Origin of the sequence: Natranaeroarchaeum aerophilus, assembly GCF_023638055.1 — an archaeon.
In the GTDB taxonomy this organism is placed as follows: domain Archaea; phylum Halobacteriota; class Halobacteria; order Halobacteriales; family Natronoarchaeaceae; genus Natranaeroarchaeum; species Natranaeroarchaeum aerophilum.
Window position 1 is genome coordinate 1 of sequence record NZ_JAKRVY010000011.1, and the last position, 26,425, is coordinate 26,425.

The 26,425-nt window shown below is 55.1% G+C and carries 22 protein-coding genes and 6 pseudogenes; 24 read left to right on the forward strand and 4 right to left on the reverse strand.

Features of this window, described 5'->3' with window-relative positions; all coding sequences use genetic code 11:
- The first annotated feature begins 710 nt into the window (after positions 1–710).
- The 4 genes and pseudogenes from AArcSt11_RS14975 to AArcSt11_RS17130 form a co-directional block, all read left to right on the forward strand.
- On the forward strand, positions 711–1,607 hold the full coding sequence (locus AArcSt11_RS14975; RefSeq protein WP_250598272.1) for an SOSS complex subunit B family protein: 897 nt from the start codon (positions 711–713) through the stop codon (positions 1,605–1,607).
- Between the two features lie 492 nt (positions 1,608–2,099).
- A complete protein-coding gene (locus tag AArcSt11_RS14980) occupies positions 2,100–2,732 on the forward strand; it encodes a DUF429 domain-containing protein (RefSeq protein ID WP_250598359.1) in 633 nt (210 codons plus the stop codon).
- Positions 2,729–3,415 carry a hypothetical protein gene (locus AArcSt11_RS14985; RefSeq protein ID WP_250598275.1) on the forward strand — a complete coding sequence of 229 codons (687 nt, stop codon included), beginning with the start codon at positions 2,729–2,731 and terminating at the stop codon, positions 3,413–3,415. The genes AArcSt11_RS14980 and AArcSt11_RS14985 overlap by 4 nt, the downstream gene beginning before the upstream one ends.
- A gap of 55 nt (positions 3,416–3,470) precedes the next feature.
- A pseudogene (locus AArcSt11_RS17130) lies at positions 3,471–3,692 on the forward strand (transcription initiation factor IIB family protein); the annotation flags it as partial.
- Positions 3,693–3,706: 14 nt separating this feature from the next.
- Here the strand turns inward: AArcSt11_RS17130 and AArcSt11_RS14990 are convergent.
- Entirely contained in the window at positions 3,707–5,392 is a 1,686-nt protein-coding gene (locus AArcSt11_RS14990) for a DUF262 domain-containing protein (RefSeq protein WP_250598276.1), read from the reverse strand.
- A 255-nt stretch (positions 5,393–5,647) separates the two neighbouring features.
- On the opposite strand from AArcSt11_RS14990, the pseudogene AArcSt11_RS17135 reads away from it, so the two are divergent.
- From AArcSt11_RS17135 to AArcSt11_RS15000, 3 genes and pseudogenes are all read left to right on the forward strand, one after another.
- Positions 5,648–6,187, forward strand: a pseudogene (locus AArcSt11_RS17135) (TFIIB-type zinc ribbon-containing protein); the annotation flags it as partial.
- 96 nt (positions 6,188–6,283) lie between these two features.
- Positions 6,284–6,796: a winged helix-turn-helix domain-containing protein gene (locus AArcSt11_RS14995; protein ID WP_250598277.1), complete on the forward strand. Its 513-nt coding sequence runs from the start codon at positions 6,284–6,286 to the stop codon at positions 6,794–6,796.
- Positions 6,793–7,245, forward strand: coding sequence for a toxin-antitoxin system TumE family protein (locus AArcSt11_RS15000; protein ID WP_250598278.1), 453 nt, complete (start codon positions 6,793–6,795; stop codon positions 7,243–7,245). The genes AArcSt11_RS14995 and AArcSt11_RS15000 overlap by 4 nt, the downstream gene beginning before the upstream one ends.
- A 7-nt stretch (positions 7,246–7,252) precedes the next feature.
- Here the strand turns inward: AArcSt11_RS15000 and AArcSt11_RS15005 are convergent, their stop codons facing one another.
- Positions 7,253–7,804, reverse strand: coding sequence for a DUF7342 family protein (locus tag AArcSt11_RS15005; protein WP_250598279.1), 552 nt, complete (start codon positions 7,802–7,804; stop codon positions 7,253–7,255).
- Between the two features lie 136 nt (positions 7,805–7,940).
- On the opposite strand from AArcSt11_RS15005, the gene AArcSt11_RS15010 reads away from it, so the two are divergent.
- Together AArcSt11_RS15010 and AArcSt11_RS15015 are read left to right on the forward strand one after the other, a co-directional pair.
- Positions 7,941–8,822 (forward strand): biosurfactant protein 1, encoded by an 882-nt coding sequence (locus AArcSt11_RS15010; protein ID WP_353617812.1) that lies wholly within the window; start codon positions 7,941–7,943, stop codon positions 8,820–8,822.
- Between the two features lie 138 nt (positions 8,823–8,960).
- Positions 8,961–9,149 (forward strand): DUF8012 family protein, encoded by a 189-nt coding sequence (locus AArcSt11_RS15015; RefSeq protein WP_250598360.1) that lies wholly within the window; start codon positions 8,961–8,963, stop codon positions 9,147–9,149.
- A gap of 187 nt (positions 9,150–9,336) precedes the next feature.
- Here the strand turns inward: AArcSt11_RS15015 and AArcSt11_RS15020 are convergent, their stop codons facing one another.
- Both AArcSt11_RS15020 and AArcSt11_RS15025 read right to left on the reverse strand, forming a co-directional pair.
- Entirely contained in the window at positions 9,337–10,179 is an 843-nt protein-coding gene (locus AArcSt11_RS15020) for a hypothetical protein (protein ID WP_250598281.1), read from the reverse strand.
- Between the two features lie 247 nt (positions 10,180–10,426).
- On the reverse strand, positions 10,427–12,943 hold the full coding sequence (locus tag AArcSt11_RS15025; protein WP_250598283.1) for a DEAD/DEAH box helicase: 2,517 nt from the start codon (positions 12,941–12,943) through the stop codon (positions 10,427–10,429).
- Positions 12,944–13,188: 245 nt separating this feature from the next.
- Between AArcSt11_RS15025 and AArcSt11_RS15030 the strand changes: the two are divergent.
- The 15 genes and pseudogenes from AArcSt11_RS15030 to AArcSt11_RS15100 all read left to right on the forward strand — a co-directional run.
- Positions 13,189–13,461: pseudogene (locus AArcSt11_RS15030) on the forward strand (DUF7568 family protein); the annotation flags it as partial.
- Positions 13,462–13,537: 76 nt separating this feature from the next.
- Positions 13,538–13,933 (forward strand): annotated as a pseudogene (locus tag AArcSt11_RS15035) (DUF7567 family protein).
- Positions 13,934–14,028: 95 nt separating this feature from the next.
- Positions 14,029–15,423: a GIY-YIG nuclease family protein gene (locus tag AArcSt11_RS15040; protein ID WP_250598285.1), complete on the forward strand. Its 1,395-nt coding sequence runs from the start codon at positions 14,029–14,031 to the stop codon at positions 15,421–15,423.
- A gap of 71 nt (positions 15,424–15,494) precedes the next feature.
- Positions 15,495–15,635, forward strand: coding sequence for a hypothetical protein (locus tag AArcSt11_RS15045; RefSeq protein WP_250598287.1), 141 nt, complete (start codon positions 15,495–15,497; stop codon positions 15,633–15,635).
- 61 nt (positions 15,636–15,696) lie between these two features.
- Positions 15,697–16,647: an ArsR family transcriptional regulator gene (locus tag AArcSt11_RS15050; RefSeq protein ID WP_250598288.1), complete on the forward strand. Its 951-nt coding sequence runs from the start codon at positions 15,697–15,699 to the stop codon at positions 16,645–16,647.
- Complete coding sequence (locus tag AArcSt11_RS15055; protein WP_250598289.1) at positions 16,644–17,513, forward strand: hypothetical protein; 870 nt, start codon at positions 16,644–16,646, stop codon at positions 17,511–17,513. Before AArcSt11_RS15050 ends, AArcSt11_RS15055 begins: the two co-directional genes overlap by 4 nt.
- 177 nt (positions 17,514–17,690) lie before the next feature.
- Positions 17,691–17,912, forward strand: coding sequence for a DUF8129 domain-containing protein (locus AArcSt11_RS15060; RefSeq protein WP_250598291.1), 222 nt, complete (start codon positions 17,691–17,693; stop codon positions 17,910–17,912).
- 127 nt (positions 17,913–18,039) lie between these two features.
- Positions 18,040–18,387 (forward strand): DUF8013 domain-containing protein, encoded by a 348-nt coding sequence (locus AArcSt11_RS15065; protein WP_250598293.1) that lies wholly within the window; start codon positions 18,040–18,042, stop codon positions 18,385–18,387.
- 111 nt (positions 18,388–18,498) lie between these two features.
- Positions 18,499–19,139, forward strand: a pseudogene (locus tag AArcSt11_RS17140) (DUF234 domain-containing protein); the annotation flags it as partial.
- A gap of 125 nt (positions 19,140–19,264) precedes the next feature.
- Positions 19,265–20,365, forward strand: coding sequence for a hypothetical protein (locus AArcSt11_RS15080; RefSeq protein ID WP_250598298.1), 1,101 nt, complete (start codon positions 19,265–19,267; stop codon positions 20,363–20,365).
- On the forward strand, positions 20,304–22,175 hold the full coding sequence (locus AArcSt11_RS15085; RefSeq protein WP_250598299.1) for a hypothetical protein: 1,872 nt from the start codon (positions 20,304–20,306) through the stop codon (positions 22,173–22,175). Before AArcSt11_RS15080 ends, AArcSt11_RS15085 begins: the two co-directional genes overlap by 62 nt.
- Before the next feature lie 449 nt (positions 22,176–22,624).
- The gene (locus AArcSt11_RS15090) at positions 22,625–23,803 is read left to right on the forward strand and encodes an AAA family ATPase (RefSeq protein ID WP_250598301.1); all 1,179 of its coding nucleotides are present in this window, start codon (positions 22,625–22,627) and stop codon (positions 23,801–23,803) included.
- A gap of 208 nt (positions 23,804–24,011) precedes the next feature.
- A pseudogene (locus AArcSt11_RS17145) lies at positions 24,012–24,233 on the forward strand (DUF8013 domain-containing protein); the annotation flags it as partial.
- A gap of 303 nt (positions 24,234–24,536) precedes the next feature.
- Positions 24,537–25,469 (forward strand): ImmA/IrrE family metallo-endopeptidase, encoded by a 933-nt coding sequence (locus AArcSt11_RS15095; RefSeq protein WP_250598303.1) that lies wholly within the window; start codon positions 24,537–24,539, stop codon positions 25,467–25,469.
- 125 nt (positions 25,470–25,594) lie between these two features.
- Complete coding sequence (locus AArcSt11_RS15100) at positions 25,595–26,425, forward strand: type IV toxin-antitoxin system AbiEi family antitoxin domain-containing protein (protein ID WP_250598305.1); 831 nt, start codon at positions 25,595–25,597, stop codon at positions 26,423–26,425.

A 26,425-nucleotide genomic window follows, 5' to 3' on the forward strand; every position in this document is an offset into this window, starting at 1 on the left:
ACACAGTTCCAACACCCTGCTTCCTTCATTGAGAACGTTTCTATGACACGCTCATACTCATACCAAGATTTCTCACTCCAGTAGAAGACCGATATCGAAGGAGTCGATCAAGTCGGATTTAGTGTATTAATGCTGCATATGCGCTGTGTATTCAGCACGCGGTTTCTATCAGCTTTCGTGGACTTCAGTACAAAATAGCGGCTCTCATAAGGAGGCACACCGAGGGATGTTTTTTGGTTACGTGACGGCCCGCCCCGCGCGTCGCATTCCGCCCTCCGCGTCGCTCGCGACCGACCATTCCGGGCGGGCTTCCGCTCCGGTAGGTGCGGTTCCTGCCGGGCTAAAGTGCATGTGCCCTCGACGCCAGCGCTTCACCCGTTCGGGTCCTGCGGACCTCGGCGAAGCCGACCCCGACGGACGTGGTTGCGTCGCGGCGAACGGGGAATGCGCTGGCCGCTCGCTCCGGGCGGGTCGCTGGAAGACTCACTCCGCTCGTCTTCCAAGCCCTGCCTCGCTACACTCGGCAGGACGGCGCGCGGTGCTGGTTGGGTGGTCTCCCTATGGCGCGCTCTCGCTCGCGCCCATAGGGGCGCTCGCGAAGGCGCGAGCGAGAGCGCGTAGATGATTCTGTCGGTCGGTGTCGTCGGAAAACCGCGATGTATAGGCATCGCGGTGGTGGCGCGTGAGCGCCTTCGGAGCAAGTAACTCCAATGTCAAGTAACAACTCTAGTAGCAAGGTCGTTTCGGTGGATGAACAGGCATTCGAGAACGCGGACGAGCAGGCGGTCGACGAGGATGGCTTCCCGGTCGTCGACGAGACGCCGGAGTTCGAGGCGGCGGTCGAGCAGGAGACGCAGGCGAAGGTGGATGCAAACCACCCGGATGGGATCGCTGACACGAGCAAGGACCGGATTCACGGTGTCACCCTCGAACAGGAAGAGCGCATTCAGGCGCGGGAAGCCGAACTGGAGCGCATCAGTGCCCAAGCCGAGATGGGACCACAGGATGGTCGGGAGCAACGCACGCGAGAGATCGCTGCGAGGCGGAGCAAAAAGCGCCGAACCATGTTCCAGAAGCGCGCGGCAAGCGTGAATCCGAAAGCCAATCCTGAGCGGGCCGATCCCCGAACGAAACTCGCACGGGAGGACCTGGCGGCTGTGAACAAACACGCCCGACGGTTGGCAGCCGAACTCGATGGGTGGTCCCGGGCAGCGATCAGTCGCTGGCTGGCCGAGGCGATCGTCGATGGCAAGAGTATCACCGACGCGGTTGTCAGCGTGCTCGAAGCGTGCAAGACGGCGCGTGGGCATGCGGTCCCGATCGGGGAACTCGAGGACGTCGCTCGTAACGAGGTGACCGTTGAGGGGCGTGTAGAGACTCTCTGGAAACCATCGCATCCAAAGATAGCCCAAGTCGGGCTGATTGCAGATGATAGTGGGAAGACCCGGGTGACGATCTGGAAGGCTTCAGACGCGAAGTGGCTTCGAGAAGGTGAGCGCGTTCGTATTCATGGGGCCTCCCGGAACTGGTACGAGGGGCGCGTCTCACTGGCCGTCACTGGGTGGAGCACCATTATGTTCCCAGGACGCGGTCGGTGGTGGGAATAGCCGGTAATCGGAGCTCTCTTTTTTGCTGTGTGCCAGACCGACCCTGACCCCGCCGCCCCACCCACCGCTCCGTGCTCGCGATGCTGCGCGCGCAGCCACAACCAGAAGGAAGGAATGAATCTCAAGGAACTCAAATACATCTATCAGACCGCCGAACCGGTGGTAGAGTCCTGATTGTCTGAGTCAAAGAAGTAATGAAGTCCGGAGGGTCGATCGTATAGTGTCACAGATGTGGCTTCGGTATATTCGCCGAAACACTCATTTCAGGTCTATCCATTTATGAAAAAGAATGTTGAGTTCCGGAGAAGGAGCTGATACCGCGGAAGCAGGGAGGACCCAGTGCGAGAACTCCACATCCTCCATGACATCATTGAGCCACAAATCGGCTCACTCATCGAGTACTATGCCGAGAGCTGAAAACGCGGTCGGTGTGGATTCCTGCCCCATGGGTGGTTCGCAACTGTCCTTACCGGAGGCAACATCGAGACGGAGCTGTACGAGGACTTCTCCGAAGTTCATACAGACAATCAAGAGGCTCGAGTGTTCGTGGATATCCCAGTCGGGCTCCCGACAGGGAGTAGGCACCGTTGCGACATCGAGGCGCGTAATCTCCTCGGCTGCCGTGGTAACTCCGTGTTCTTTCCGCCGTGCGAATCTGCAGCCGCCATTGAAGATTACGACGAGGCCAACACGAGACATCGAGAGGAGATGGATCACGGTCTCTCCCAACAAGCCCACGCAATCAGCGACAAAATCAACGAGGTACAAACGGTCATGGACGAAACCTACGACGTGCCAATCTATGAGAGTCATCCAGAGCTCTGTTTCTACGCGCTCAACGGGCAGCCGGTTGCTTACTCGAAATCTTCGAAGCGAGGTCTCGTGTTCCGTCAGCATCTCCTCGAGGAGAAGCACTCTGGCATGAATGATAAGTACGAGCAGATACTCGACGACACTCTCCGGAAGAACATCCGGCGAGACGATATTCTCGATTCGATGGCCCTCTCACTCGCCGCGCAGAGTGAGAAGTTACAGAGCGTTCCAGAAAACCCAGCGCCAGAGACCCCGCGTATCCACTACCCGGCCACACCCGCGCTCGCAGAGAGCCCGTGGAGTGAACTATGACGATTCAGGAGGCAATCGACCGGCTAGACGTGGAGTTTCAAAAGACACCGCTCAGGTTCACGGTCGAGACCGCACTCCAAGCCCGGCTCCTCGAACTCCTACGGGCCAACGTGGGGGAGACAATTCAGGTACGCGGTGGCTACAACACGGCCGATGCGACTGGGTACAAGCGAAAGTATCTCGATCGAATCGCGAAGCCACAGTCCATCAATAGTGTTCAACCAGAGGTGAATTTCGGCATGTCAGGCGAGGGGAATCGGAGCCTCGATATCGCAGTTCTAGAGCCGCGTCACGATTCGGAATATGACGACCTCGACTATCTTCCGGGGGTAGATGGCCCGAGGGTCACGGTCCGTCTTGTGGACGGAAGTAAATACTTCTCGACCATGTCGGTCAAACATGCAATCGAGCTCAAATACATCAAGAACGTTGACGTCGCCGGCGCAAAGTTCAAACGTGAGAATATCGACAAGTGGCCGCATTTCTCCGCAGATTTAGCTAAGCTTGGCGACCTCTCGAATGCCGAGTCACGACACCTCATCGTCGTTTCGAACAAAAATCCATTCCAGCAAGGGGAGGTCGATAATCGGAGTACAGCGAAGGCACAGGGGCGTTACGAGAGAGTAAAAAAGGAGTGTGAAAAGCGAGCCGTCGAACTCACCGAAATCCACCCACGGGAATAGGGCAATCAAACCAGTTGTTTGATGATCCACTTAGTCTGAGCCACAGTCCAGCTATATTTACCAAACTGGCTTCGACGAAGACGTCCAAACGGGATCCAGTGCGAACTCATGTCTCGAGTGCAGTGGCAGGATTACTACCAACTCGGTCGAAACCACCTATGAAGACTGTGGACTCGTTGTTGACAAACAACGAAGCGACCACGGTCCGGATTGGCGGATGTACGATGAGGTCAATCTTGAATTCGGTTCGTGTCTTCGCGTTTTTAGTAGAGATCGAAGTTGAGTGGGTGCTTATTCTGATCCCTCTGAGGTGTCCTCAATTAGGATTGAATCGGCAGGAAGGTTCAACAAGTAAGCAGACTTCTCAATCAAATAATCGCGGTGTGCCTCAATCGCTTCTGGAGACCAATCACCATAGTCTCTGCGAGCTACTCGCAGTGCCAGGTCGAAACTTGAACGCGGTTTACCCCGCTTCCCCTGATAGATAGCAGCTTTCTCATCAAATGGCTTCTGAGCAGCCTTTGCATTGAGATCGTACTGTAGAGGAATCAAATTCCCGAGCGTGTTTCTCAACTGACTTGCCTCCTCTCTGCTGAAATTGTCTTCCCAGTAATCGTATTTTTCCATTGCAGAAGCGTATGACTTGGGAAGCACGTGTTCTATATGCATTCCACCGCCTCTCTTCTTAATCCGCTCAACCTTCTGCGAATCACTCAGGCTGTATTCAATAGCAATCAGCAGGCTCTTGTGCCACTTTTCGTCTCCATATACATTATCAGAATACAGGCCATCTCGAACCCGTTCCGGAATATTATCTCGCTTCCTCTTACTCTCAATATACTCCTGGATCTCCTCCAAACTGGCACCATCACGCAGCAGAGTCAGAATCTTGATTGAGGGTATCTTGATTTTCTCACTGGTATAGTCTCCAATCCAGTACGAATAGTAGAATCCGATGAGCTCATCACGCAACTCGTCAAAGTAATCAAGACCGTCTTTCTTAGCGCCAATAAGAATCGTCTTCCAATACAAAGTATGTGACAGATTTTCTAGGATGAAGATTTCTTTCGAACCTGAGTTTTCGATCAGGTTGTAATTGTCCACGAAGTCCCGAATATCTTTGACAATTTTCTTAGGGTTCTGTCCTTCAAACTCGGACTTCAGCTCCTGATACCTCGTTTCCTGTGCCTTGGACTGTTGAAGATACAGCCGATACATTCCAAGGATACTGTCCAAGGTATCATAGTCATCATCAACCTTCGTAGTGATTTCCTGCCAGACCTCGATTACATCGTCCTTGTCTTCATCATCCTCCAAATTGCTAAGCAGATAGCTCTTGGTGAGATCAGAAACCGTCAAATCCTTCCCACGAGTATTGATGGTCTGGAAAAGCCTGACAGCATGTGTAAGATCATCGCTGATGATTCTAATCAGTTCGATATTCTGATCGATGAACTCGAAGAAGTCGTTGAGATCTTCATGTCTATCTCCAAACTTTGTCTCCAGACAATCTATCAGGATTTCAGCAGCCTCAGTGTACCTGTTTTCCTCGTCTAAGTCTATCGATTTGAGTACTGATTGTTCAAGATCAGTTTGCTTACTTGTTCTCAACCGAGGCCTCTCTAACGCCTGTTCATGGAGTCTTCCTTCGACCCTTCTCTTGTTCATATCGCTCAAGTAATCGTGGAAATGGTCGTTGAAGATTGCATAGAGAATGATGAGAGAAGTCATCCTCTGCTGTCCATCCAATATATCAAAACGTGAATCGCCGTCCTCTTTCACCAAAATAACCGATCCCAGGTAGTAGGGACTGTCTCGGTCCTCACTCCACGATTCGTAGAGGTCATCAATCAACTGATCAATATGCGATTTCTCCCAGCTATACGGTCGCTGATACCGAGGAATTTGATAAAGGTCCTCCTCACCATCAAACAGATCCCGGCACTTCACCGGATCCGGATTGAAACTGTGCTGCATTATACAGACTGAATCAAACTACAGTTCTTTAAGGATTTTCACAGAGCTCTCAATACATATTCCGACCTACCGAAAGCACAGGATTCCCTATATCGATGGTGACTGCTCGAGGGTGCATTCCCGAACAGCATTTGAGGAACTCAGCGTAGGTGTGTCGAGGTTTCAACTTTTCAATTGGACAAACCAGCTTGCTCGCAGTTGTTTATTCCCCTAGGATGGGTGCAGGGTGCAGACAAGGCACCTCGCGAACTACTGATGGCGACTAAGAAGATCTACGAAACTGGCTTCGCCGAAGACGTATCGAACAACAACACACCATGTCCCGAGTGTTACGGACACGTGAGAACGAATGCAGTTGAGACGATCTGCGAGGATTGTGGGCTCGTCATCGACGAATAGCGGATCAACCACGGGCCGGAGTGGCGATCGTTCAAAAGTGACGACGAAACTCCGAATCGTGCAGGTACACCACTTACCGTCGCACGTCATGACCGAGGTATATCACAAAAATCGGTCGCAGGACCGATTCAAACGGGAACGAGCCCTTCGGGAGAAAGCACCAGCAGTTAGCTCGAATACGGCGTGAGTAGACCCATAGTCGGTTACAGCCGAAAGCCGAGTGAAACCTCGCACACGGCTTGGGCGAGGTCAGCGAGATGGCCCCGTCCCGGAGTCGGGAGTCACGAACGCCTATAAAACGCTGAACGAAAAGCTAGGGCACCCTGCCAAGCCCGTTTCCCCCATATATTCGTGCCGCGCCTCGCCTCGGTCCTTGAGTGTCCGGACGCATCACGAGACACTAAAGGAACAAGTGGTCTAATCGATGTACGAGTTGGAGAAGGAATAATTTTCTGAGAAATCTATTTGTTTCTACAATGCGTAACCTCCCCTATGACCGAGACATGGGACGACGTCAACGAACAGGTCAAAGCGGACTGGAAAGACGACACCACACCGTTCGAGCGTGTGTACGAAATCGTCGAGCAAACCCACGATGGACAATCGGCAGCCGAGATCGCCGATCGAGCGCTCGTGAGCGAGCCGACAGCGCGTCGCCACTCCAAGGCGCTCGTGAACACGGGCTTCGCCGAGACCGAACAAGACGGCCAAACAACGCTATACAAGCGAAACAGTGACCAGGTCTTGATGGCCCGGATGCGTGAGCTGCGTGAGGAGGTCACCCGCTCGGAGTTGCTTGACAGCATCAAGGACATGAAGGCCGAGATACGACGCTACGAGGACCGCTACGACGTGGTCTCACCCGAGGAACTCGCCCAGCAACTCGACGCCGACGAGACGGCGGGCTGGGACGATCTCACCGCGTGGCGAACGACACGGCAGAATCTCGCCGTCGCCCAAGCAGCACTCGCCTACGACGAGGCCAGCCACCAGCTTGCTGTATGAACGACGACGATCGTGCCGGCGAGTTCGGGCCGATCTATCTTCCGGCACTTCAGCGGATTCGTGACATCTGGCTCGAACTCGAGCCGCTCGTCGACGAAACAGGGTACGACGACGCCGTCGCCCCCACGGAACTACAGATCAGCCTTAGTGATGGGCTCGGCGACGCCGAGAGCGCTCGGCTCGATATCCAGTGGAGTGAACTGGGGATGTATTCGTTCCATTACGTCGATAGCGACGACGTCAATTGGCGCTTCGATTGCCACCCGAACACCCACTCCCCGGAGATTCATTTCCACCCACCACCTGAAGCTGCCACGACGGACGCCGAACTGTCCTGTATCGACGTGACCGAGGTCTCACTTGTGACTCGTGCAGTCCATGCGATGTGGCGAGCAGCGTACGACAGCGATGACGTCGATCAACTGAATAGCGCATCAAACCCGCCGTGAGACGGCATTAGCGCATAGTTCGGTCAGCCGCGTCGATCATCTGGTCGCGAGCGGCTTCGACATCGGAGTAGAGTGCCAATGCGTGTTTGATAAGCCGGCGGTCTTCCAGATTCTCCTCCCAGCGGGTACTCGCGTCGCGCCGTTCGTGAAGCTCGTCACTTACGAGGTCGCCATCGGCGAGCGACTGTTCGAGCTCCTCCCACGTTTCGACGTCGTAGGTGGCCTGCCACTCCTCGATCTCCTCGGTGATCGCGACCAATTCGTTGCGCAGTTCCTCGCGGGTGTTCTCCTCGATGAGCGTGCGGATTTCCTCAAAGAGCAGTCGTGTATAGTCCGGCTGATAGCGCGTGGTCTCGCCGGTCTCGACGCGACGCAGCTGCCCCTGGTCGACGAGATCCTGGAGTTCCTCGTTGGTCGTACTCCAGGCGGCGTCGGCCTGCTCGCTGATCCAGTTGACCGACCGCGGTTCGCGAAGCGTCTCAGCGACCGCACGAATACGGTCACGGGCACTCATCGACTCAGTCCACGACTGGACCCCAACTCGCGAGAATTCGGACATGCTTGGCACCTCTTGTGACGGTGGGGGTCCCCTACTCGCATATATGTTTGTACTCTCTCGTATAATCAAGAGCCCATTGCGAGCGAGGGCGTCCGGACATTGAAATACGAAACCGACAGAAGCTATGAGCCAACCGATGCACAACCGATATTCTGACTTCGAGGAACTGCGTCCGACCGGCGAGGCGTCCCACATTCCGGACACAAGGCTGGACATCGACGGTGTGGGTGACCCCCGGCGGCAACGCGTCGCGACGAGCACTGATGGCTACCCCGATGCGCCGACGGTAACCGACGGCGAGTGCCGGTCCTGTGGGGCGTCAGTCCCAGACGGCCAGACGAAATGCCGGTTCTGTCTCACCAACCATCTCGGTAGTGAGGCCACTAGCACGAACGAGTCAGCGTCGACGACGGTCCTCGGCATCGTCCACCTGGTCGTCGAATCGACCACATTCTACGGCGCCGTCGCGAAGGGCAGCGCCGCGGCGACCCTTCTCTCTGCCAACGACGCGGTGCCGGCCGTCGACGACTACACGCTCATTTACGATCTCGACGAGGCGCCAGCGCGCCAGCTGGCCGATCAATGGCCCTCACTCCCTGACGCGGTACAGGTGTCGTCAGAGGAGGGAGAGCGGCTTCTCAGTGCTGCCCGTGACCGGACTGGGTGGCACGGGCAGGGAGCGTCGGAGCGTCAGGAGCAGGCCCCGACGCGGCTCTACGACCAGCGTGGGGACGGCATCCGCAACGCGTCGCGTCTCGACGTGGTCCTCGACGATGCCGACGACGCGGTGTGGCTGGTTCCAGCGATGGCACTGACCGAATCTACTGGTGAGGCTGCGGGTGATCGGCAGGTGTCGTCGGTACCGACGGTACAGGAACTCGACTGTCAAAACTGTGGACGTGCGACCGACCATCGGTTCAAAACCCATGAGTCGGTCCCGGATGAGGCGTGGACGGGGCACCCGATGTGGGAGTGCCGGGTGTGTGGCTCCCTTCGTCACGGACCCAGTCCCGGGTAACGCCAGTGTTGAGCATCGGTTAACCAACAGTCTGGGAGTATGTTCCAGGTTCGTTGGTTAAAGCCGCGAGCTCCTGCAAGCCCGACGCCAGTCTTGATGGAGAGTCTTTCCCCGCCAGCGAGCGGTGAGGCGCTTCCGATGGAGCAAGAGTTCAAACAAGGGTACCGGATGCATCGTATACTCAGCAATCTCAACCGACTCGACGTCGACCGATTAGACGACGCGGATCGAGGGCGAGTCGAGACCGCGAGAGACCTTCTGGAAGAGGTGAGCCTTCTCACGCGGCCGGGCGACGGAGCCGGGGCGGACGCCCATGCAGACTCCTAACTGGAGTCGCCCGCCACGTCTCGGGAGTCACCTCTCGCGTCGGTTTATCGCCCCCGACAAGGGTACGGGGGCGACCCCGCGAAGTCCAGACATGGCGACACGGCAAGCTGCGACGACATCAACCGGCGTGATCACGACCGAGTATGAGACGGCAGGTTTGGACACGACGGGCACTGTCGTGGGTGATTCACCGTTTTCGTAGGTCTCCCAACTTCTTCGCGACATACACCCGTCCACCATCCTCCCAGTACTTGTTCAGAAGCCAGAGTGGTTTGTCTACTTGAACAGGAACGAGCTCGTTTCGCTGACAGAGTAACTGCCAGAAGGTTCGGAGCGTCTCCTTGTCATCAGCGTCGTACTGACTGAACTGCTTGCCGTTCGAGTGCAGTCGGTTCGTCATGCCCACGATATGGAAGTCGACCGGGATATGGACCTCCTCGATTCGTCGAAGTTCGTGGACCTCTTCATGCATCAGCCGGAGCCAGAGCGGTCTGATCTTTTCACCACCAAGTGCAGGAAAATCGTTAGATTGTACTGCCTTCTCGATCGCGGGTGCATCGTAACTAGGATCATCGACGGTATCAGACTCGATCATCGGAGCCTCCAGTAGATTTCGAGGATCGCCGTCCCACTTCGTACCAAGGGTTTGAGCGTTGCGATACCACCAGTCGGGATCGCGGTGATCCATGAGCTCAAGGGAGCCGAACAGCTCCACGAGTTCGTCCTTTCGATCCTCGTCGACGAGTTTCTCCGGGAGAAACGTCCATCGGTGCTGCTTCCAGAGATTCGCACAGATTCGCCAGAGTCCATTCGGACCGTCCGTCTTCTTGCTGTCTTGGGTGCCGTCGTGGATATGATTCGTGACGCAGGTGAACGTCAGAAAGAGCGCGAGATCCCGACCTTGGAGCTGCAGGTCCTCGAGGATCACGTATTCCGGAAGTACGTGGGTCGAGAAGAACTCTGCACCTGCATTGTAGTCTTCCATGATTTCCGGGAGGAGAAAGTCGAGTTCCGAAGGATCCTCAATCATAGCTCTAGCTGTGAGATCTAGCACCTTTGACGTTGCGCCGAATCATCCGCCGATAGCATTCAGAACTGATCTCGGAGACTTTCTGCCGTAACTATCCAATGCGCCTCGATCGGATCGGTCTCGACTTCGGTCCCCTTGTGGAGTGCGTCGTGTTCGTCGAGCCTCGCGAGACTGAACAAGTGTTCGGAATCGCGGTTGTTTCGATGTGTCTGGAGCCTCAATCAGAGATTCGTACTCTGTCAGACTTTCATTGTGCTTGGAACTCCGCTCGACTCGCCGTAAGCAACACCTCACCGAGCTGTTTATTCAAATGACGGTTCGCGTTCCCACAATGAGGAGAATGAATACAGGAGGGACACCCTTCTTCACAGTTGCATTGTGTTACAAGCGATCGCGTTTCCTCGAGCAAAGAGTGCAAGCTCTCGAACGCTGCCCGGCAATACCCAGCGCCCCCTTCGAACCCATCATGAATGAAGATCGTTCCGCCGGTCGTTTGTGAGTGTCGTTCGATCGAGAGACCCCCAATATCCGCGCGGTCGCACAATACTTCTCGCGGAAATAAGGAGATCATCGCATGTTCGGCTGCGTGAAGGGCGTTCCCCCACCCTTCCGCATCAGTCGCTTTTTTACGAACGGCGGCCTCTAACCGGTTCGGGAACTCCAAGACGAGTCCAGTTGTCGTATATTCCGCCGGTGGGAGAGGCTCGTCGATCGGTCGTTCGACTGGGTTATCATCTTTTAGATTGTCGTGGTAGAGGTAGCTCTCAACTTGCTCGGTGACGGCCACCTTTGCAAGCGTTTTTTTGACATCAATCCCGTTCCAATTGACCGTTCCTCGTTTTATTGAATCTTTAATAAGGATCTCTTTGTCAGTGATCGCCTCAGTGTACGCCTGCGTCTGTTCGGACTCTAACCGTGCCTCGCCGTTTTGCACATCAAAATCGGTTACCTTGTACGTACGTTTCTGGTGGGTGTAAAGCGCACCAGGATGAGCGTCTCGCATCGCCGACTGGTACTGCAATTCCCCAATGGTGTCATCGTTCAATCGATCCTGAAGAGTTATTTGTTGGCCTTTGATGCCACGGATATCCGTGTTCAGTTGGGGATCGTCCTCGTTAGTACCCCAGAGGATCCGTTCGCGTTCATCGACAGATTGAATTCGACCGTTCTCTTTTAGTTGACGAATGACCGATGGGAATAGTTCTCCAAAGTGCTTTTTATCATCCGGTTCGAGCCACCAGTCATCGGCCGCAGAGACCACGTGGTCGGGGAGAATCGCCTCGTTCTCTGGGTTTACTATTGCTGCCTCGACATCACCGTCAAACAGTTGGTCAGGATCACGCATTACATACTGGTCGAGAGGATCGTCCCCACCGACGAGAATAATTAAAGAGTCATCATCACCACGGCCCGCACGTCCAGCTCGTTGAAACGTTGACATTCGCGTTCCCGGATACCCATCTAGAATAACGACATCCAGTGTGCCAATGTCGATGCCTAATTCCATCGCTTCTGTAGACCACACTCCGCGAGCATCACCGTTCCGAAGCGCTTCCTCTAGTTCGATACGAGGGTCATTGTCGAGTGCACCATGGTATGCATGAATGCGCTCTGCGAGATCATCGCGATTACGACCACGGAGCAGGCGGTCTGATCGTTCGGCATACTGTGCGGCTCCTTGCCGGGAACGAGTAAATACAATTGTTTGGTATCCACGTTGGACTAGATCAGCAAAAAGACGGACGGATTCTTGATGATGTGACCGTCGTTCCCCACCCTGGACGGTATCACGGTGTGGTATCGCCCGGGGCTGGGAGCTGTCATTGTCCGTGTCCGGCGCTACCGGCGCGCCAGGGTTATTCCCAACCGGAGCTCTTTGGTCGGCACTGTTCGATTCCTGAGATTCAATCTCGCTCGACTGATCTCCATCGGATGTATCCTCCGACTTCAGTGGCGGATTCCATAGCAACCAGTGTTCATCACCTGTCAGTGACGCATCCTCGTCAATGAGCGTAAACGATTCCGAGGGTTGGTCGGTGATCGTCGACGCATGTTCGACCGGGTTTCCTATTGTCGCTGAGCAACAGATGTACGACGGATCCGCGTTCAGTCGCTCGCACAGCCGGTTCAGGCGCCGAAAGACAAGTGAGATATGACTCCCGAAGTGGCCTCTGTTCATATGGACCTCGTCAATGATAATCGTGCCAAGTTGGCGGAACAGCCATTCCCAATTTCGACTCGAGTTCCCATAGGGGACGACCGAGAGATGGATTTGATCGATGGTCGTGAGGACGATGTCGGGCTGTTTCTCTCGTTTTAATTGTTCTTTTTCAGCCTCCTTTGTTTGTCCCGTTTGAACACCAACGTCGATGTCGTACCCGAGGTCATCAGCATAGTCTTGAAAAGTCTTAGCCTGATCGTTGATCAGGGCCCGATATGGTGCGATATAGAGCGTCTTTTCGTTTTGTTCTACCGCTCGCTCCAGCGCCGGTATTAGATAGGTTAGAGACTTACCAGACGCTGTGGGCGTCGCAACGACTGTGTTCTCTCCGTCTCGAACAGCTTTGATCGCTTGTACCTGGTGGTCGTACAACTGATCAATACCACGACGATCTAAAGCTGCATTCACAGCCGGCAGCATATCCAACGATGATGTCGATGCAGACTGTCCAGATAGTGTCCGATGATCGGTGATCTGTCCGTTGTAATAATCCCGATCTTGCAACCATGACACGGTCTCGGGAATGGAGGGACGCTCGGTCATTGTTTAAAGAATATTGTCGGGGTATTTGAATGTTTGTCACGACACTATTAGGTCCAGTTGGGGACTCGGGTTTTTTGTAAATTTATTATACATATTATGTGTTTGCTAAATTAATCATTATTGCTTAATACGAGGAGAGAAATGAGGATCGAATCCTCGTCTTCAAGAATTACACTATTGAGAGTCCCTGTATACCTCTCTGATCACGGATTTCAGGAAGCAGCCGTTGGACACTATTCTCATTCCGCGCCACATCGAACTATCAGAGCTTCGTACCACGAGCTGATGCCGACAACGGCTATCCGGTCTGTTCGCGGGGGTACGAGACGAAGGACGGGACCTCGTTCCATGACGAATTCCGGAAGCGGCCCGCTCCGGACCTCAACTGCCCGGAGTGTCCGAACGACGACGTCCGCTTCGGCGAGAAGGCAGCAGACTGAGCGACGGTTCAGCGTGGTACGACTGCCCTGACTATGGGTACGAAGCCCTCACGCCTTGCCGACGGCTCCGAACGGTGAGCGGGTAAATCCGCACTGAGCGTTGTTTTTTGTCGGGCACAAAGGGGTGACCCGGTACGGCCGGGGTGGTCAACTAATGAGTCTCGTAGTACTTGATCGATACAGTGACGAATTGTTCGAGTTCCTCTGATGCCCCGTCTGCGGGCAGGAGGTATTCACCCACATTCCCTTCGAGGGAGTGTTCTGCAAGAACTGTAACACACAGGTCGTCCTCCAAGAGTCCCGAGAGACACGCGGCTACGAGGAGGCCGCCCTCGCCTGCTTTGACACGGACGTGACGTGGAACCTTCACGTCGACGAGAAGCTGCGTCGCGACCTGCCTGACGGCTCGGCACGGGCGAAAATCCTCGGCGCGCCGGGAGACTATGAGGTCGACTGGTGGAGTCCGAAGCCGGATGAGGACTGGGAGCCGGTCGAGCGCGGCGAGTTCGACGACGTCGAAGAGCCAGACGAGGTGTCACATCTCGCGTAGTCGGCTGTCGAATCCTTCAAGAAACCACTGGTAATCGAGTGTTTCTCTGAATAATCACACTCAACTTTATCATCGTCTGTTGTCTCCTCTCGACAATGTCGGATAGACAATCGAAAGAGGAAATCTGGGATGAGTGGGTGCGGAGGACAGTTCTCCCAGATATCCAGTCGGATGCGTCCCCTGATCCAGTGTCAATAGTAGATGCAAGCAGTTCGGAACTATCGATGACCGACGAGTACGATGCGTATCGGCTGGGTCGGGGGCGTGGTGACTATCTGTATCTGTTGTACCTCCTTGATGAACCCGCAGACGGACCCTCCGACGTGATTCCGGTGTACATCGGCGAAACGAGCAATGTCGCGAGTCGACTGATGGACCACTTCAAAAAGCTCCGAGACGCCCTCCCCATTTCGGAGTGGAAAGACGATGGGTCGTGGGGCAGCTACGGGAAGTACGACCACATCGCGACCGTCTATGAAAAATCGGCGTCACAACTCTACGCGTGGGTAGTCAACGTCGACGATCTGGAGGCAGGTCCGTACGGATATCCGACGTACCGACACGAACTCGAGGGGAAGCTGGTCGGGCTCGTTCACTCGCTTCCCCGGTTCGACCGCGTCTTCGCCAACCGCGACTTTGTACCAAATCGCGTTTCTCACGAGATGGCGCAAGTGGGTCCAGAATGGGTTGATAAGGACCACAATTCGTTGAACGAGGAAGCAGCGCGTCTCGCTGAGCACCCCGTTGAGAAGTCGACCGCACAGAGTAAGACCGAACTGTGGTACGAGTGGGTAGAAAAAACCATTTGTCGAGACATCACCGACCGCGAAGAGTCAGATCCGATACCGCTTTTTGAGACTGACGAAGACCTCGTTGTTGAGACGAAGACGCTTGGCTCCTCGACAGTACTCAAGCGAAGTGATGCCATTGACGAACGGATCCGGCAGGAGGGAAAACAATGTGTCCACACGAACGGCGTGAAAGATGGAGAAAGTGGATTGCCCTACGTCCTGTTCCAACTCGCTTCTGAGAACCCGTCCCCGACGGAGGTTATACCACGATATATCGGAAAAGGTGAGGCCTACGGAAAAAAGAACGAACTAAGTGCAAACTTCGAGGAGATAGCGAAAGATCGGAGTGGGACACGGAGTTTCGCTCGTTGGGGCGACGGAAGTTACTGGCACGTAGGTGAACTCTCGGAGACTGTCTTCGGCGAGGAATCGAAGAAACTCAGTTGGGCGAGCGAACTCTTCAAAGAGGGGACGCGCCATCTCAAACAACAGACGTACCTATGGATCCGCGCGTGGGACCCGGAAACGTATCCAGGGCCGTACGGCTATCCAGCGTATCTTGCAGAAGTTGAGCCGCTACTGGTCGGGCTCGCATACGAGGCGTGGCCCGATTACCTTCTTAACCACAACGAAGTCCCGAGTGACGCACCGGCAAACAGCCGCGAGTTCGAATTTCGACCTGTCGAGGAGGATCACTGAACGGCTTCCCCGGATCCTGTGGCAAATTCACGTGCGCAACGACAAAGGTAGTGGTTCCAGTAGTCCCGAGTATGTCCACAGATACGGATCGCGACAACGGCAGGTTCGAAGAGAAGGTCCCAGACAACGACATTCTGTTGGTCTTCGAGCGTGTGAGTTGGCAGTTCCACGGGCCGCTGGAGAACGCACTCACAAACCTCGTTGCCGAATAACGGCACTGTCAACCTAAATCCAGAAACCTATTTATAGCTACGGGGTTTAGAGTATACACAGATGCTCACCAAGGTCGGACTCGCCGTCATTGACGTATTGAGCACCGGCCGTGAGGCGACGACAGCGGAGCTCGCGACAGAAACCGAGTATTCGCAGGCACACCTCTACGATGTCCTCGATGAGTTGCTGGAAGCAGGCCTCCTCGTCGAAGTCCGTGGGCCCAATAACCTGCGCCGCGTCTCAGTTACGGACCATCCGGTCGTTGAAGCGTATCGGAGTCTCCGATCAGAACTCGGCCACGTCGAGTGGGCAGATCTCCTTTCGCCGGCCCTCCTCCGAGTGTGCTGGTATCTTGACGAGCCCCGCCGAGTATCCGAGATCGCGGAGCGACTCGGAGTCACTCGGCAAGGCGTTCACAAGGCGCTATCTCCACTCAAGCATCGAGCGATGCTGTCCCCTTCGGGTCCGGAGTACGCGTTGACCGATGGCCTCTCCCCCCTGCTGGCGTTCGCCCGTGCTGTCGTGCGTCACGAACACCGGTCGCGAGTCCGAGCGGTTGCTCCGAGTGCGACCGTCGAGTGGTGCGACCCGAAACGGGCGCTCGTCCGTGTCCAGACAGCCGAGGATACGGACGCATTACAGACCGCACCCGACTGGCAACCTACCGGACTCGGTCGATTTGAAGCGTACGGACTGCAGTTCTTCCTCGCAGGGGAACCCGCGTTCTGGTATGCGCCAGACGAGGAACTCACGCCGACCGACGTGGTGTGCCACACGCTCGTCCTCGATAGCGGCTCCCGCCGCGTCAGCTATGCGATGCTCTTGATAGAGCAGCTGGATATCGATCAGGAAACGCTGATAGAGACGGCAACGTGGTACAATCTGGAATCCACGGTGGGCGCACTGTACCGGCCACTCCGAGGGGATTTCAATGCGTCGGATGACTCCCCTGTCGTGCTCCCGAGTGAAGCAGAATTCACGGCACTCAAAGAGCAATACGGAGTCTCATGACGATCTTCAGGGGTAGCGAGGCGATCAAAGCGTTTCTCGACGAGTTCGACAGTTGGCTCTCGGAGTCCGTGACGGTGTATCTCCTCGGAGGCTCTGCGATGACGGTTCAGGGGTTGAAAGATCAGACCGAGGATATCGACCTAGCGCTGGGTGTGGTATCTGAATTTGAGCACGTCTACCAGACGCTCACAGCGCAGGGATTCACGGTCGTCGACGAGCCAACCGAGTCGTTCGAGGGCGTCGGGAGAACTGTCGAGTTACATGACAACGAGCGCGGCATCCAGGTCGATCTCTTCGAACGGCAAGTTGTCGGGAAAGTGTGGATCACCGATCGGATGCATGACCGAGCCGAAGAGTTCTGGACCGGGCGTTGCGTAACCGCATTCATCCTCTCGGATGAGGATATGTTCCTGCTGAAAGCAGTTTCTGGCGGTGATCTAGCGAGTGGCCGGCGACGCGACATTGAGGATATGCGGATGTACGCCCAGCGTGGCCTGGACTATGAGGTGATTCTGACCGAGATCGACCAACAGCGACCGTTCAACACCGGCACGACCGAAGCACGACAGATTCGTGACCGCTCACACCCGCTGTTCGCAATCGAGATTACGGTGAACTCCCTATCAGGGCTGCCCGCCACGTTTACGTCCCATATCGAGGAGTTCGCGACAGTGTTTGAAGTTGAATATACTGTGTTAGGAGCTGTCGACGATGGCATCAACAACGTCGAAGCGATCCGAGAGCGAGTTCTCTCGAATGTGCGAGCGTTTTCCGGCGATCAAAAAGACGCCATTGACGATGCGATTGATCGACTGGTGGGCAAACAGATCCTCGAACGCGACGGGGACACAATCCGACTCCACTGAGCGAACCTTCTGTGAGAAGCCCCTACACCGGCAGTCGGAGCTCTAACGGTGTCTACAGCGATCACTTGCGATTTTCGTGATACAGACGTTTCACAGCATGTGGGCACAACAGCGAGGGCGACGGTGATGAGTCGTCTGTTCTGTCTTTCTCGCCCTCGAGAGGTGGAGGCTACAGAGATGGAGCAGTCTACGATTAGCGACAGAAGTGACGACGAGTTCCCGCCCAAGAAGCGTCTGGAAGCACCGAACACGCGCCTGATCAAGGCCGGGATCGCGACGATTTCCGATATGGAGACACTTCGGGAGTGTGTTGCCTACGAGAACACCCACCAGAACCGAACACAGATTCTGCGCCATCTCAAGTGGAAAGCTGAAGAGCTGCGCGAGGAAGAGAAGTAAGCAGCTCCTTTAACCAACAATCAGCGAACGATTTCCTATTGTTGGTTAACTAGATGCAGTCGGAGTTTTTTTTGCCCCAAAGAGGGTGAGGGCTCCATTAAGAGTCCTCGTTCAGAGGTGACTTCCAATGAGTCAACAACAGAGTGACGACACCGCCTCAATCGACGACATCCCGGTCGATATCGACACCACACAATCAGCAGAGATCGATCCCGCCGACGTCCCCGACGAAATCGAGTCCATCACCCGTAGTCTCGCCGATGAGCAGCCGCCAACGAATCCGCTGGTCGTGCTGAAAGCGGCGCGCTGGTGGTACATTCACGGTAAGGGCGGGACAGATCCCGCCTTCCAGTGGGCCATCGAGTGGGCGCGTCACCTTGCAATAGACAAACCCAGTGAATACGAGCGGTCCGACGAGTTCCTTGAGTACCTCGTCACAGTCGGCTTCGCTGACGAACCTCACGAACTCCGCTAACCGACAGCCCGGGTTTTTGTGCGCCTGCTCTTTATCACTGATCCGCGTGTTAGGAACCAGAATATAATAGTTCAAACTATTATAGTTCTATTCCTAATTCCGGAGCGTATAAACGAGATCACCAAAGGAGCCGGCATCGAGAACACCAACACGTCGTACTACTTCGACCGGCTGGAAACGCTCCAGATCATCAAGAAACACCATCCAGCACTCGCCGACCCGGCGCGCAGCAAGCGGACCCGGTACCAGATTCGTGATCCCGTATTCCGGTTTTACTTCCGCTATCTCTACGGCCGCGAGGGACAGTACGAACTCTACGGCGAGAACGCCTACGCGGATCTCATCAAACCGGAATTGCCTGACTTCGTAAGCGAAACGTTCGAATCGCTCTGTCACCAGGTTGTGCCAGATCTCTATGCAGACTACCAACTCACGCAGGTGCCAAGGCAGTGGTGGTACAAGGGCCGGAGGTAGATGTTGTCGCAACAACTGACGAGTCAACGCTGATCGCTGGCGAAGCGAAATTCACCAACACTCCCCTCGGCTATGACGGGCTCGCGGGTCTCGAAGACGACGTCCCCTATATCGACTGGACACCACCTGGAGGCGATGAGCCGACGTATGAATTCGCCTTGTTCAGCCGCTCTGGGTTCAAACGCTCCGTCGAGGAAGCAGCAGACGAACGTGAGGACCTCCGTCTCTTCGATCTCTCCGATATCGTTGCCGTTCTCGAGAGTGGGACCGACCAGTAAACACCCCACCCGAGTCGTTCTCGAGATGGAGAACTCGACGAACGCAGTCATGCTAACATCTACTCGTGGAGGAATATCGTGATTCAATGTTAACCTATAAAAATCTCGTCTGTATTGACACGATTATGTCATTGGAAGGGCCGGGACGCCCGATATTCGAGTGGCTTGACGACGGATATCTCGAGAGACTCGTCGTCAAACTCAATGCACTCCCATCTGGCGACCAATTCCAGCGGGAAGTAGTCGAGGATCTCGAACAAAAACTTGGGATTGCGGGTACAGAACGGACCTATGAGGAGCTCCAGGACGCACATGGGGCGCTCGTCGGTTCGATAGAAGGCGACGAGGATCGACTACCATGGTGGTTGTCGGAATTCGAGTGGACAGTCAACAGTGAACAGCTATCACGACTCACGCTGGAAAGTAGTACGTTGGGTGAATTTGAAGAATATCCTCGTGAATCGACCTACGTCGAGTCGATTGAACTGACCGGTGCGACAACATTTCGAAAGACACTCGATGCTCTCGTCAGCCTGGAGGGCGAACTCAACCAAGTCTTGGAGGCTGATCCCGCTGCCCTCGCGAAAGACTATGATATCGATCCGAGTGACTACAATATCCCAGATCAGTTCTTCGAGCTACCGGAGGCGAGTGTCGCAACGACGAGTTCTGCAGAAGAATGGGTTCAGCAGGTAATCAGTCTTTGTCCACCCGCAGACCCATCGCTCACGGCGTTATTACGTGTAAACGTTGGAGTAAAGCAACGACACGCTAAAAAGGAATTAGACGATGAGGAACGACAGCGATTGGAGACACTCAAACTCATCACGTCCGACGAAGAAGACGAGCGAATTTTCAATGAAACGTACTATGAGAATCTCATTCAGTTGCTTGAGACCGACGCCCCCTTCGACCTGTCAATCGATATTTCGAGTGACAAGGATGATCTGACGGCACTTCAGTATCTCTTCTATCGGTCTTGGGCAGAGAATATTGAGCGACGACTGCCTGAGGAACAACGATGGCTGCAGGCGGTGAAGAATCAGTCGGACCTCGATGAAGGAGAGCAATTTCGGTTTGCTAGCTACGCATTCCGAATGCCGATTCGTCTCGACAAAAACCAACCAGTCTTCACCCACCAAAGTAGGTACGGGAGTGACCGATATGTCCGAAGTCAGATTCTGCAATTGCTCTCAGAACATGGCCATCCAGCAGATAATGACTGACAAGAAAAACAGTCGACAAAATGTCCCTGAAGACGAAGACACCAGCGAGCGACACTCTCATGTCACAGGGACGAATACTGCGTCTGACTCTGGTGGAGAAGGAGAAACGGAGATGGACCGCCCTGACGGTGAGATTACGCTTGCCATCGAACAAATTGAGATCAGCAACACTAATGAACAGGTGCAAATCCCGACCAGTCCACGCCCTATCTCGGAACTAGAAAGGTCAAATGACCTATCAACCGACAAGATCTCGCTGGAGCGGATTTCACACTCGATCTCGAAATCACGGACTCCAAAATCCACCCTCGAACTGCCGGATTCCAAGCTTGTTCCGTACCGGGTTTCAGTCCGGCGGCGAACAGAAACAACAACAGAACAGTCCTCGTCGTCCCCACAAAAGCAGGCGCAACAGACGAACAGAGGCCAAACTGTTAGTGAGCAAGAGATTACCGTAACGCGGCTGCGCGAGCGAGTTGACCATGAGTCACAGCCGCAGTCTTCACAACTCACTCCAGTAGCTGGCAATCAACAACTACTGGATGAACTGGAGGATTCTGATCCGGTCTTTCGCTGGGGGGGTGGGATGCCCTATAGTAATGATCGACCCGTCTGTATCGTCCATCGCGAAACAGAAAGCGTTCCTTCGTTCGAGTTTCTGCAGCGATCTCTCCGAGACGCATATTCGGAGCTACGTGGTGGGGAACCATCTGTTAAACACGCAGAATTCGTCGCGAACGAACTCCGGATACCCGAGGTATCAGGGTCGATCGTCACACTAGACGTCTCGGGAGACGAGTGGTCGCCGTCACAGACGAACGATCGGCCGGCAATCGAGTATGCCGGGGTCGACATCGTTCCGGACCTTGTTAACCAAGTGAAGGATCTCTATAGCGGCGGGCTCGGATATTTTCTCATCAACGTCCCACAACGGTGGGAGAACTCAATCCGCTTCGGTGACTTCAGCCAGAACCTTGTCGAGCATCTCACCGCTGCAACACTCCCCGGCGATGAGGTACCGACAGGAATTCTTGAGAAACTACAATCGGCACCAGTCTCGATTGCGACACCATACGTTACTGAAATGGATGCATTCGATGACCGAATCTCGCATTATTATGCATTCGATGGGAGACCGGAATCCTGGGAGTCAATCGCACAGGCAGATAGTGCTTTTCAGCGGCTCTTGCGGAGCGGCCGCTGGACACAAGTTATACTCACAGAACGGCAGGCTGCGGGCGAAGAAAGTGACCAGCACTACAATTGGAAAGGATTGCTCATCGAAGGATTAGCTTTGGCACTGTGGCAGAAAACTGATCCCGAAATCCCGTTCAACACGTTCGTCCGGGAAACACTCCTCGAAAAAGATGCTCTGAAGAGTGAACATGAACTGAATGACCAAGAATCCCCAGTTGCAGATATCTATCTCGACACGACATTAGACCATACCGACGAGGCACTGAGGAAGTTCTTGCTCGGTGAAGAAGGCGAATCGATCGAGGTCGGTCTTCCAGCTGCTTTCGAGTTTGAGACCGGATTTTCGGAGGGGGCATTCCAATATCGAAAAATGATCGAATCGATCGAAAAATATCGCGGCCAGATGGACTCAGTTAGTTCGATCTATCTGATCATCCCGCCACGCATTCTCTATCGCGGGAAAAAGCAGGCACAACTAGTTCTCGACCTCGTGACGACTGAAGCAACACAGTTTGACGAGTCTACCGTCGAGCTCTGTATTCCCGTTTTGGAGAGCGGGAGATGTATCGGACTGCGACGTGCAGAACCGCTTATCGATGCACTCTACGACTAATGACTGACAAAACGTTCGGTGCTTGGCTGCATACACAACTCGACAATACCCTCGAAGAGATTCGACTATCGTTACAGGATGAACGTGGATGGCTGGCACCAGATCAGCTTGGTGACGACACAACCTACACATTCACGCTCCGAGACAATAGTCGGAACCCGACCGACCACTATCATCTGATAACTGACGACGCAGACGAGTTGAGACAAACACACTGGATCCAGTACGAGTTCGCTCAGGCTGATGAGGAAGAAGCTGAGTTCCGGACACGTCTTATTCTCGAACTACCACTCGATATCGAGGCGTTCCGCAATCGAGTGACGGAACCAATCACGCTCACGGCAGAGGAGATCAAGTCGCTTAAGACCCATAATGGAGTTCGCTCAGCCTCTGCTGGACGGGTCGCTGGTCTCGACTCGCAAAAGCGAGAGCTACGACAGTTCCTCCGGATGTCGAATGCTGAATGGGGACTGTCAGACCGGACAGGGATACTTTTGGAGGGACCACCTGGGACTGGTAAAACGGAACTCGTTATCGAGACCTGCCAAGAGGAGTTTAACGGGATGCCAGTCACGATATCCGGACCCGAGATCCTCAGTAAATGGGTCGGTGAGTCCGAGAGATTACTACGGAAGAAATTCGAGGAAGCCCGAAACGCAGACACGAACGTTCTCTATATCGACGAGATCGACGCGATCGCACGCAGTCGCAGCGAAGCCTCACAGGAACATAGTGCACAACTCGTTGCTCAACTCTTAGTTCTGCTCGATGGGGTCGACGCGAAGACCAATGAGGCGCCGAAAGTTATTGCCTCTACGAATCTCTCCAAAGTACTGGATCCTGCACTCCTCCGTCCGGGACGGCTCGGTAACGAACCGATCTCGTTCCCGCGTCCAGACAAACCTCAACGTAAAGCGATCATCCATCACTACATCGAACAGATTCGGCGACAGAATCCCGAGCATCTCACGACACCACTTCAAGGACTAGCCAAGCAGCCGATAGGATCCAGTTTGCTTACAGAACTCGCCGAGGAGACGGAGGGGTTCACTGGTGCTGATGTCGAGGATGTGTTCATCGAGGCCGCGGTCAACGCACAGACAGGTCAAGAGGGGCTGCAATCACTTAGCGTCGATATCGTCCGGGATGTCATCAGGAATCGGGAGATCTACCGTTCCGATTTCTACAATGACCAGTGGTTAGAAAAGTCAAAGAACGCGATTTCCTTCGAGAGCGCAGGTGAGGTCGCGATCGTGGACGATGACGTTGAGATAGATGTGCGAGATCTCGTGGATGCGTGGGCAGCAGAACTCATCAGCTCCGGTAGCAAACCAGTATGTTTTCGGAAGGTCACACTTGCTCAGCTTCTAATGCACGATGTTGGAGATACTCGCGATCGAATCGTTGAAGTTTTCCAGCGAAATGCCGACGATGGCCTCTGCGTGTATATCGCTGGGCTGCCACGACTCCTTCAGATGCGGGATCAAACGAATCTCGCAGACACCGCATTAGAAACAATCCACGAACAACTCCTCCAGTGGAACGAAAATAATCTTCTCCTGCACAACAACCCGGGAGAATCAGTCAGTCGGCTGTCTGGCCAATATCGAGACTATGATACCAAATAAACTGTTTCGGAATTAAGTAGACTGGGACGCCAAAGGCGTCTCATCATCAAGAGAGAAAGATGATCTCTCAGACGACTCCGAGACTCTCGTCCTGACTTTTCGGTAGATTTACTGTCACCGATGTTTCTGGACTGCTGCGTCCCCCGGTTAACGAGATCAACGGTGAGTAGAGACTTCACACGACCAAAGTCGAAACCGCGGACGACGACTCAGCGGTAAGCAGCCGCTGTCGAATCCACTGATCGTGCTAAAAGCGGCGCGCTGGTGGTACATTCACGGTAAGAGCGGAACGGATCCCACTTTCCAGTGGGCCATCGAATGGGCGCATCACCTTGCGACCGACGCGCCCAGTTACGTCGAGCGGTTCGGCGAGTCCCTCGAGTACATTGTCAGGGTCGGTTTCACTGATGAAAAGGAAACGCTTCGCTGATCAGAACTCGTAGTAAGCGACATCCTCAACACCGCAGCCTGGACACTCTTCGGCGCCTTCTGAGAGTGTCTCGCCACAGTTTCGACACTCCCAGAGGATCGAGGTTTCCTCTTCGACGGCCCTACGGAGTGTACTCAAGAGACCCATTTTGGCTTATCTGACGTGTGCGCGGTTTTTAATACCACACCCTGCCATCTATCCGTGTTTAAATTATTTTCGTGAAGCGGTATTTTTCTGCGCCCCCGAGGGGTGCGGCGCGGTCTGAACAGACGCAGTCGCCGTGATCTTGATTCGGTGAACACAATGGCTACGACCAGTAATTCGTCGGTCTCCTTCGAGCAGACCGACACGCGATCAGACGAGATGAACAGCACTATCGAACAGTGGATCGACGACCTCGTCGCCGGCGTCGACGACGCGCAGGCCAGCGCAGAGTTCCAGGAGTGGCTTGACGTCCAGAGTCGGTTCCACGATTATTCGTATCGGAACACGCTTCTCATCAAGCGCCAGTGTCCCCAGGCAACCCAGGTAGCGGGCTACCGGACATGGCAAGAGGAATTCGACCGCCACGTTGAGGAGGGCGAGTCGGCCATCTGGATCTGGGCGCCGATTATCGCAAAGCAGTGTCCGGAGTGTGAGAACTCGCCGAGTTACCACAAGAACAGCGACTGTGAGTATGACGAGACGCCGCCTGAAGAGTGGTCGAAGGGGCTGGTCGGATTCAAGCCGGCGCCGGTGTTCGACGTCTCTCAGACCGAAGGCGAACCGCTTCCTGATCTCGACACGGAAGCAACCGGGGACGCCGGCGACCTCGTCGAACAGTTGACTGCCGCCGCTGATGAACTCGGCGTGACGGTGCGGATCGTTCCCGACGAAGACTGGACCCACGGCGAGGCGAAAGGCATCTGCGAGCAGCTGAGTCTCGTCGATATGCAACCGCGTGTCGAGGTGCGTGATCGGGCGAACGAGGCCGACCTCGCGCGGACCCTGATCCACGAGTACGCCCACGCCCTGCTCCACTTCGACGTCGACGACCACACCGAGCGGTCGAAACGCGAAGTCGAGGCCGAAGCCGTCGCGTACGTCGTCGGGCGGTACTGGGGTCTGGATACCAGTGGGTCGGCGTTCTACCTAGCCGCGTGGGAGTCGGACGATCCCGAGATCGTTCGCGACCGTCTCGACCGGATCAGTTCCACAGCAGAAGAGCTCATCGACGTGCTCGAAGACGGCGTCTGAATTCTTAACCAACACTCGGTTCTACTCCCCCAATTTCGTTGGTTAAGTCTGCTCGTCTCCGCCGTCCGCGGTAGTCGCAAGGCTAAAGCAGGCCCGTGTTTATACTCTATGTAAGAAACGCAGGTATGAGTACCATAAAACAATCTCAAAATATACGCCAGGGTCTCTCGACTCGAGAAAGTCGACTCCTCGCACGACTCGCTGGCGCGGGTCACCAGATCATCTCCGTCGACGACATCGAGACGACGCTGGAGGTCCCCCCAAACACCGCCCGCGAGATCGCCTCCCGGCTCACCGAGAAGGGCTGGCTCGATCGGCTCTTCCCGGGCACATATCTCATCGTTCCACTCACAGCCGGCGAGGAAGCCGTGTACACCACCCACGAGTACCTCATCGCCGCCCACGTCGCCGAACCAATGTACATCGGTTACTACAGCGCCCTCAGCCACCACGGGCTGACCGAACAGGTTCCCCGGACGGTGTACGTCGTCACGCCGACCCGAGCGCAAAGCCGAGAGATCCACGGTGTCCCGTACCGCGTCACGACAGTCACCGAGCGGAAGTTCTTCGGCTTTGAGCCGACATCCATCGAGGGCACGACCGTTCAGGTCAGCGACCTTGAGAAGACACTGGTCGACTGTGCGGACCACCCCGAGTTCTGTGGAGGCCTTCGGGAACTTGCGACCGCGATGCGTACTGCCGACGAACAGGGTTGCGACTGGCTCACTGTCGGCGAGTACCTCGAGCGCCTCGACAACGGCGCGGCGACCAAGCGGATCGTCTACCTCGCCGACCAGCTCGGCATCGACCTCCCCGCCCGCGAGGAACTCGTCGCGTCGTTCACGAGTGGCTACTCGTTGCTGGACCCGACGCGACCCGACACCGGATCGACCGACAGTACGTATCGCCTCCGAATCAACGTGGAGCCAGCCATGCTGGAGCCGACGGAGTCCTGA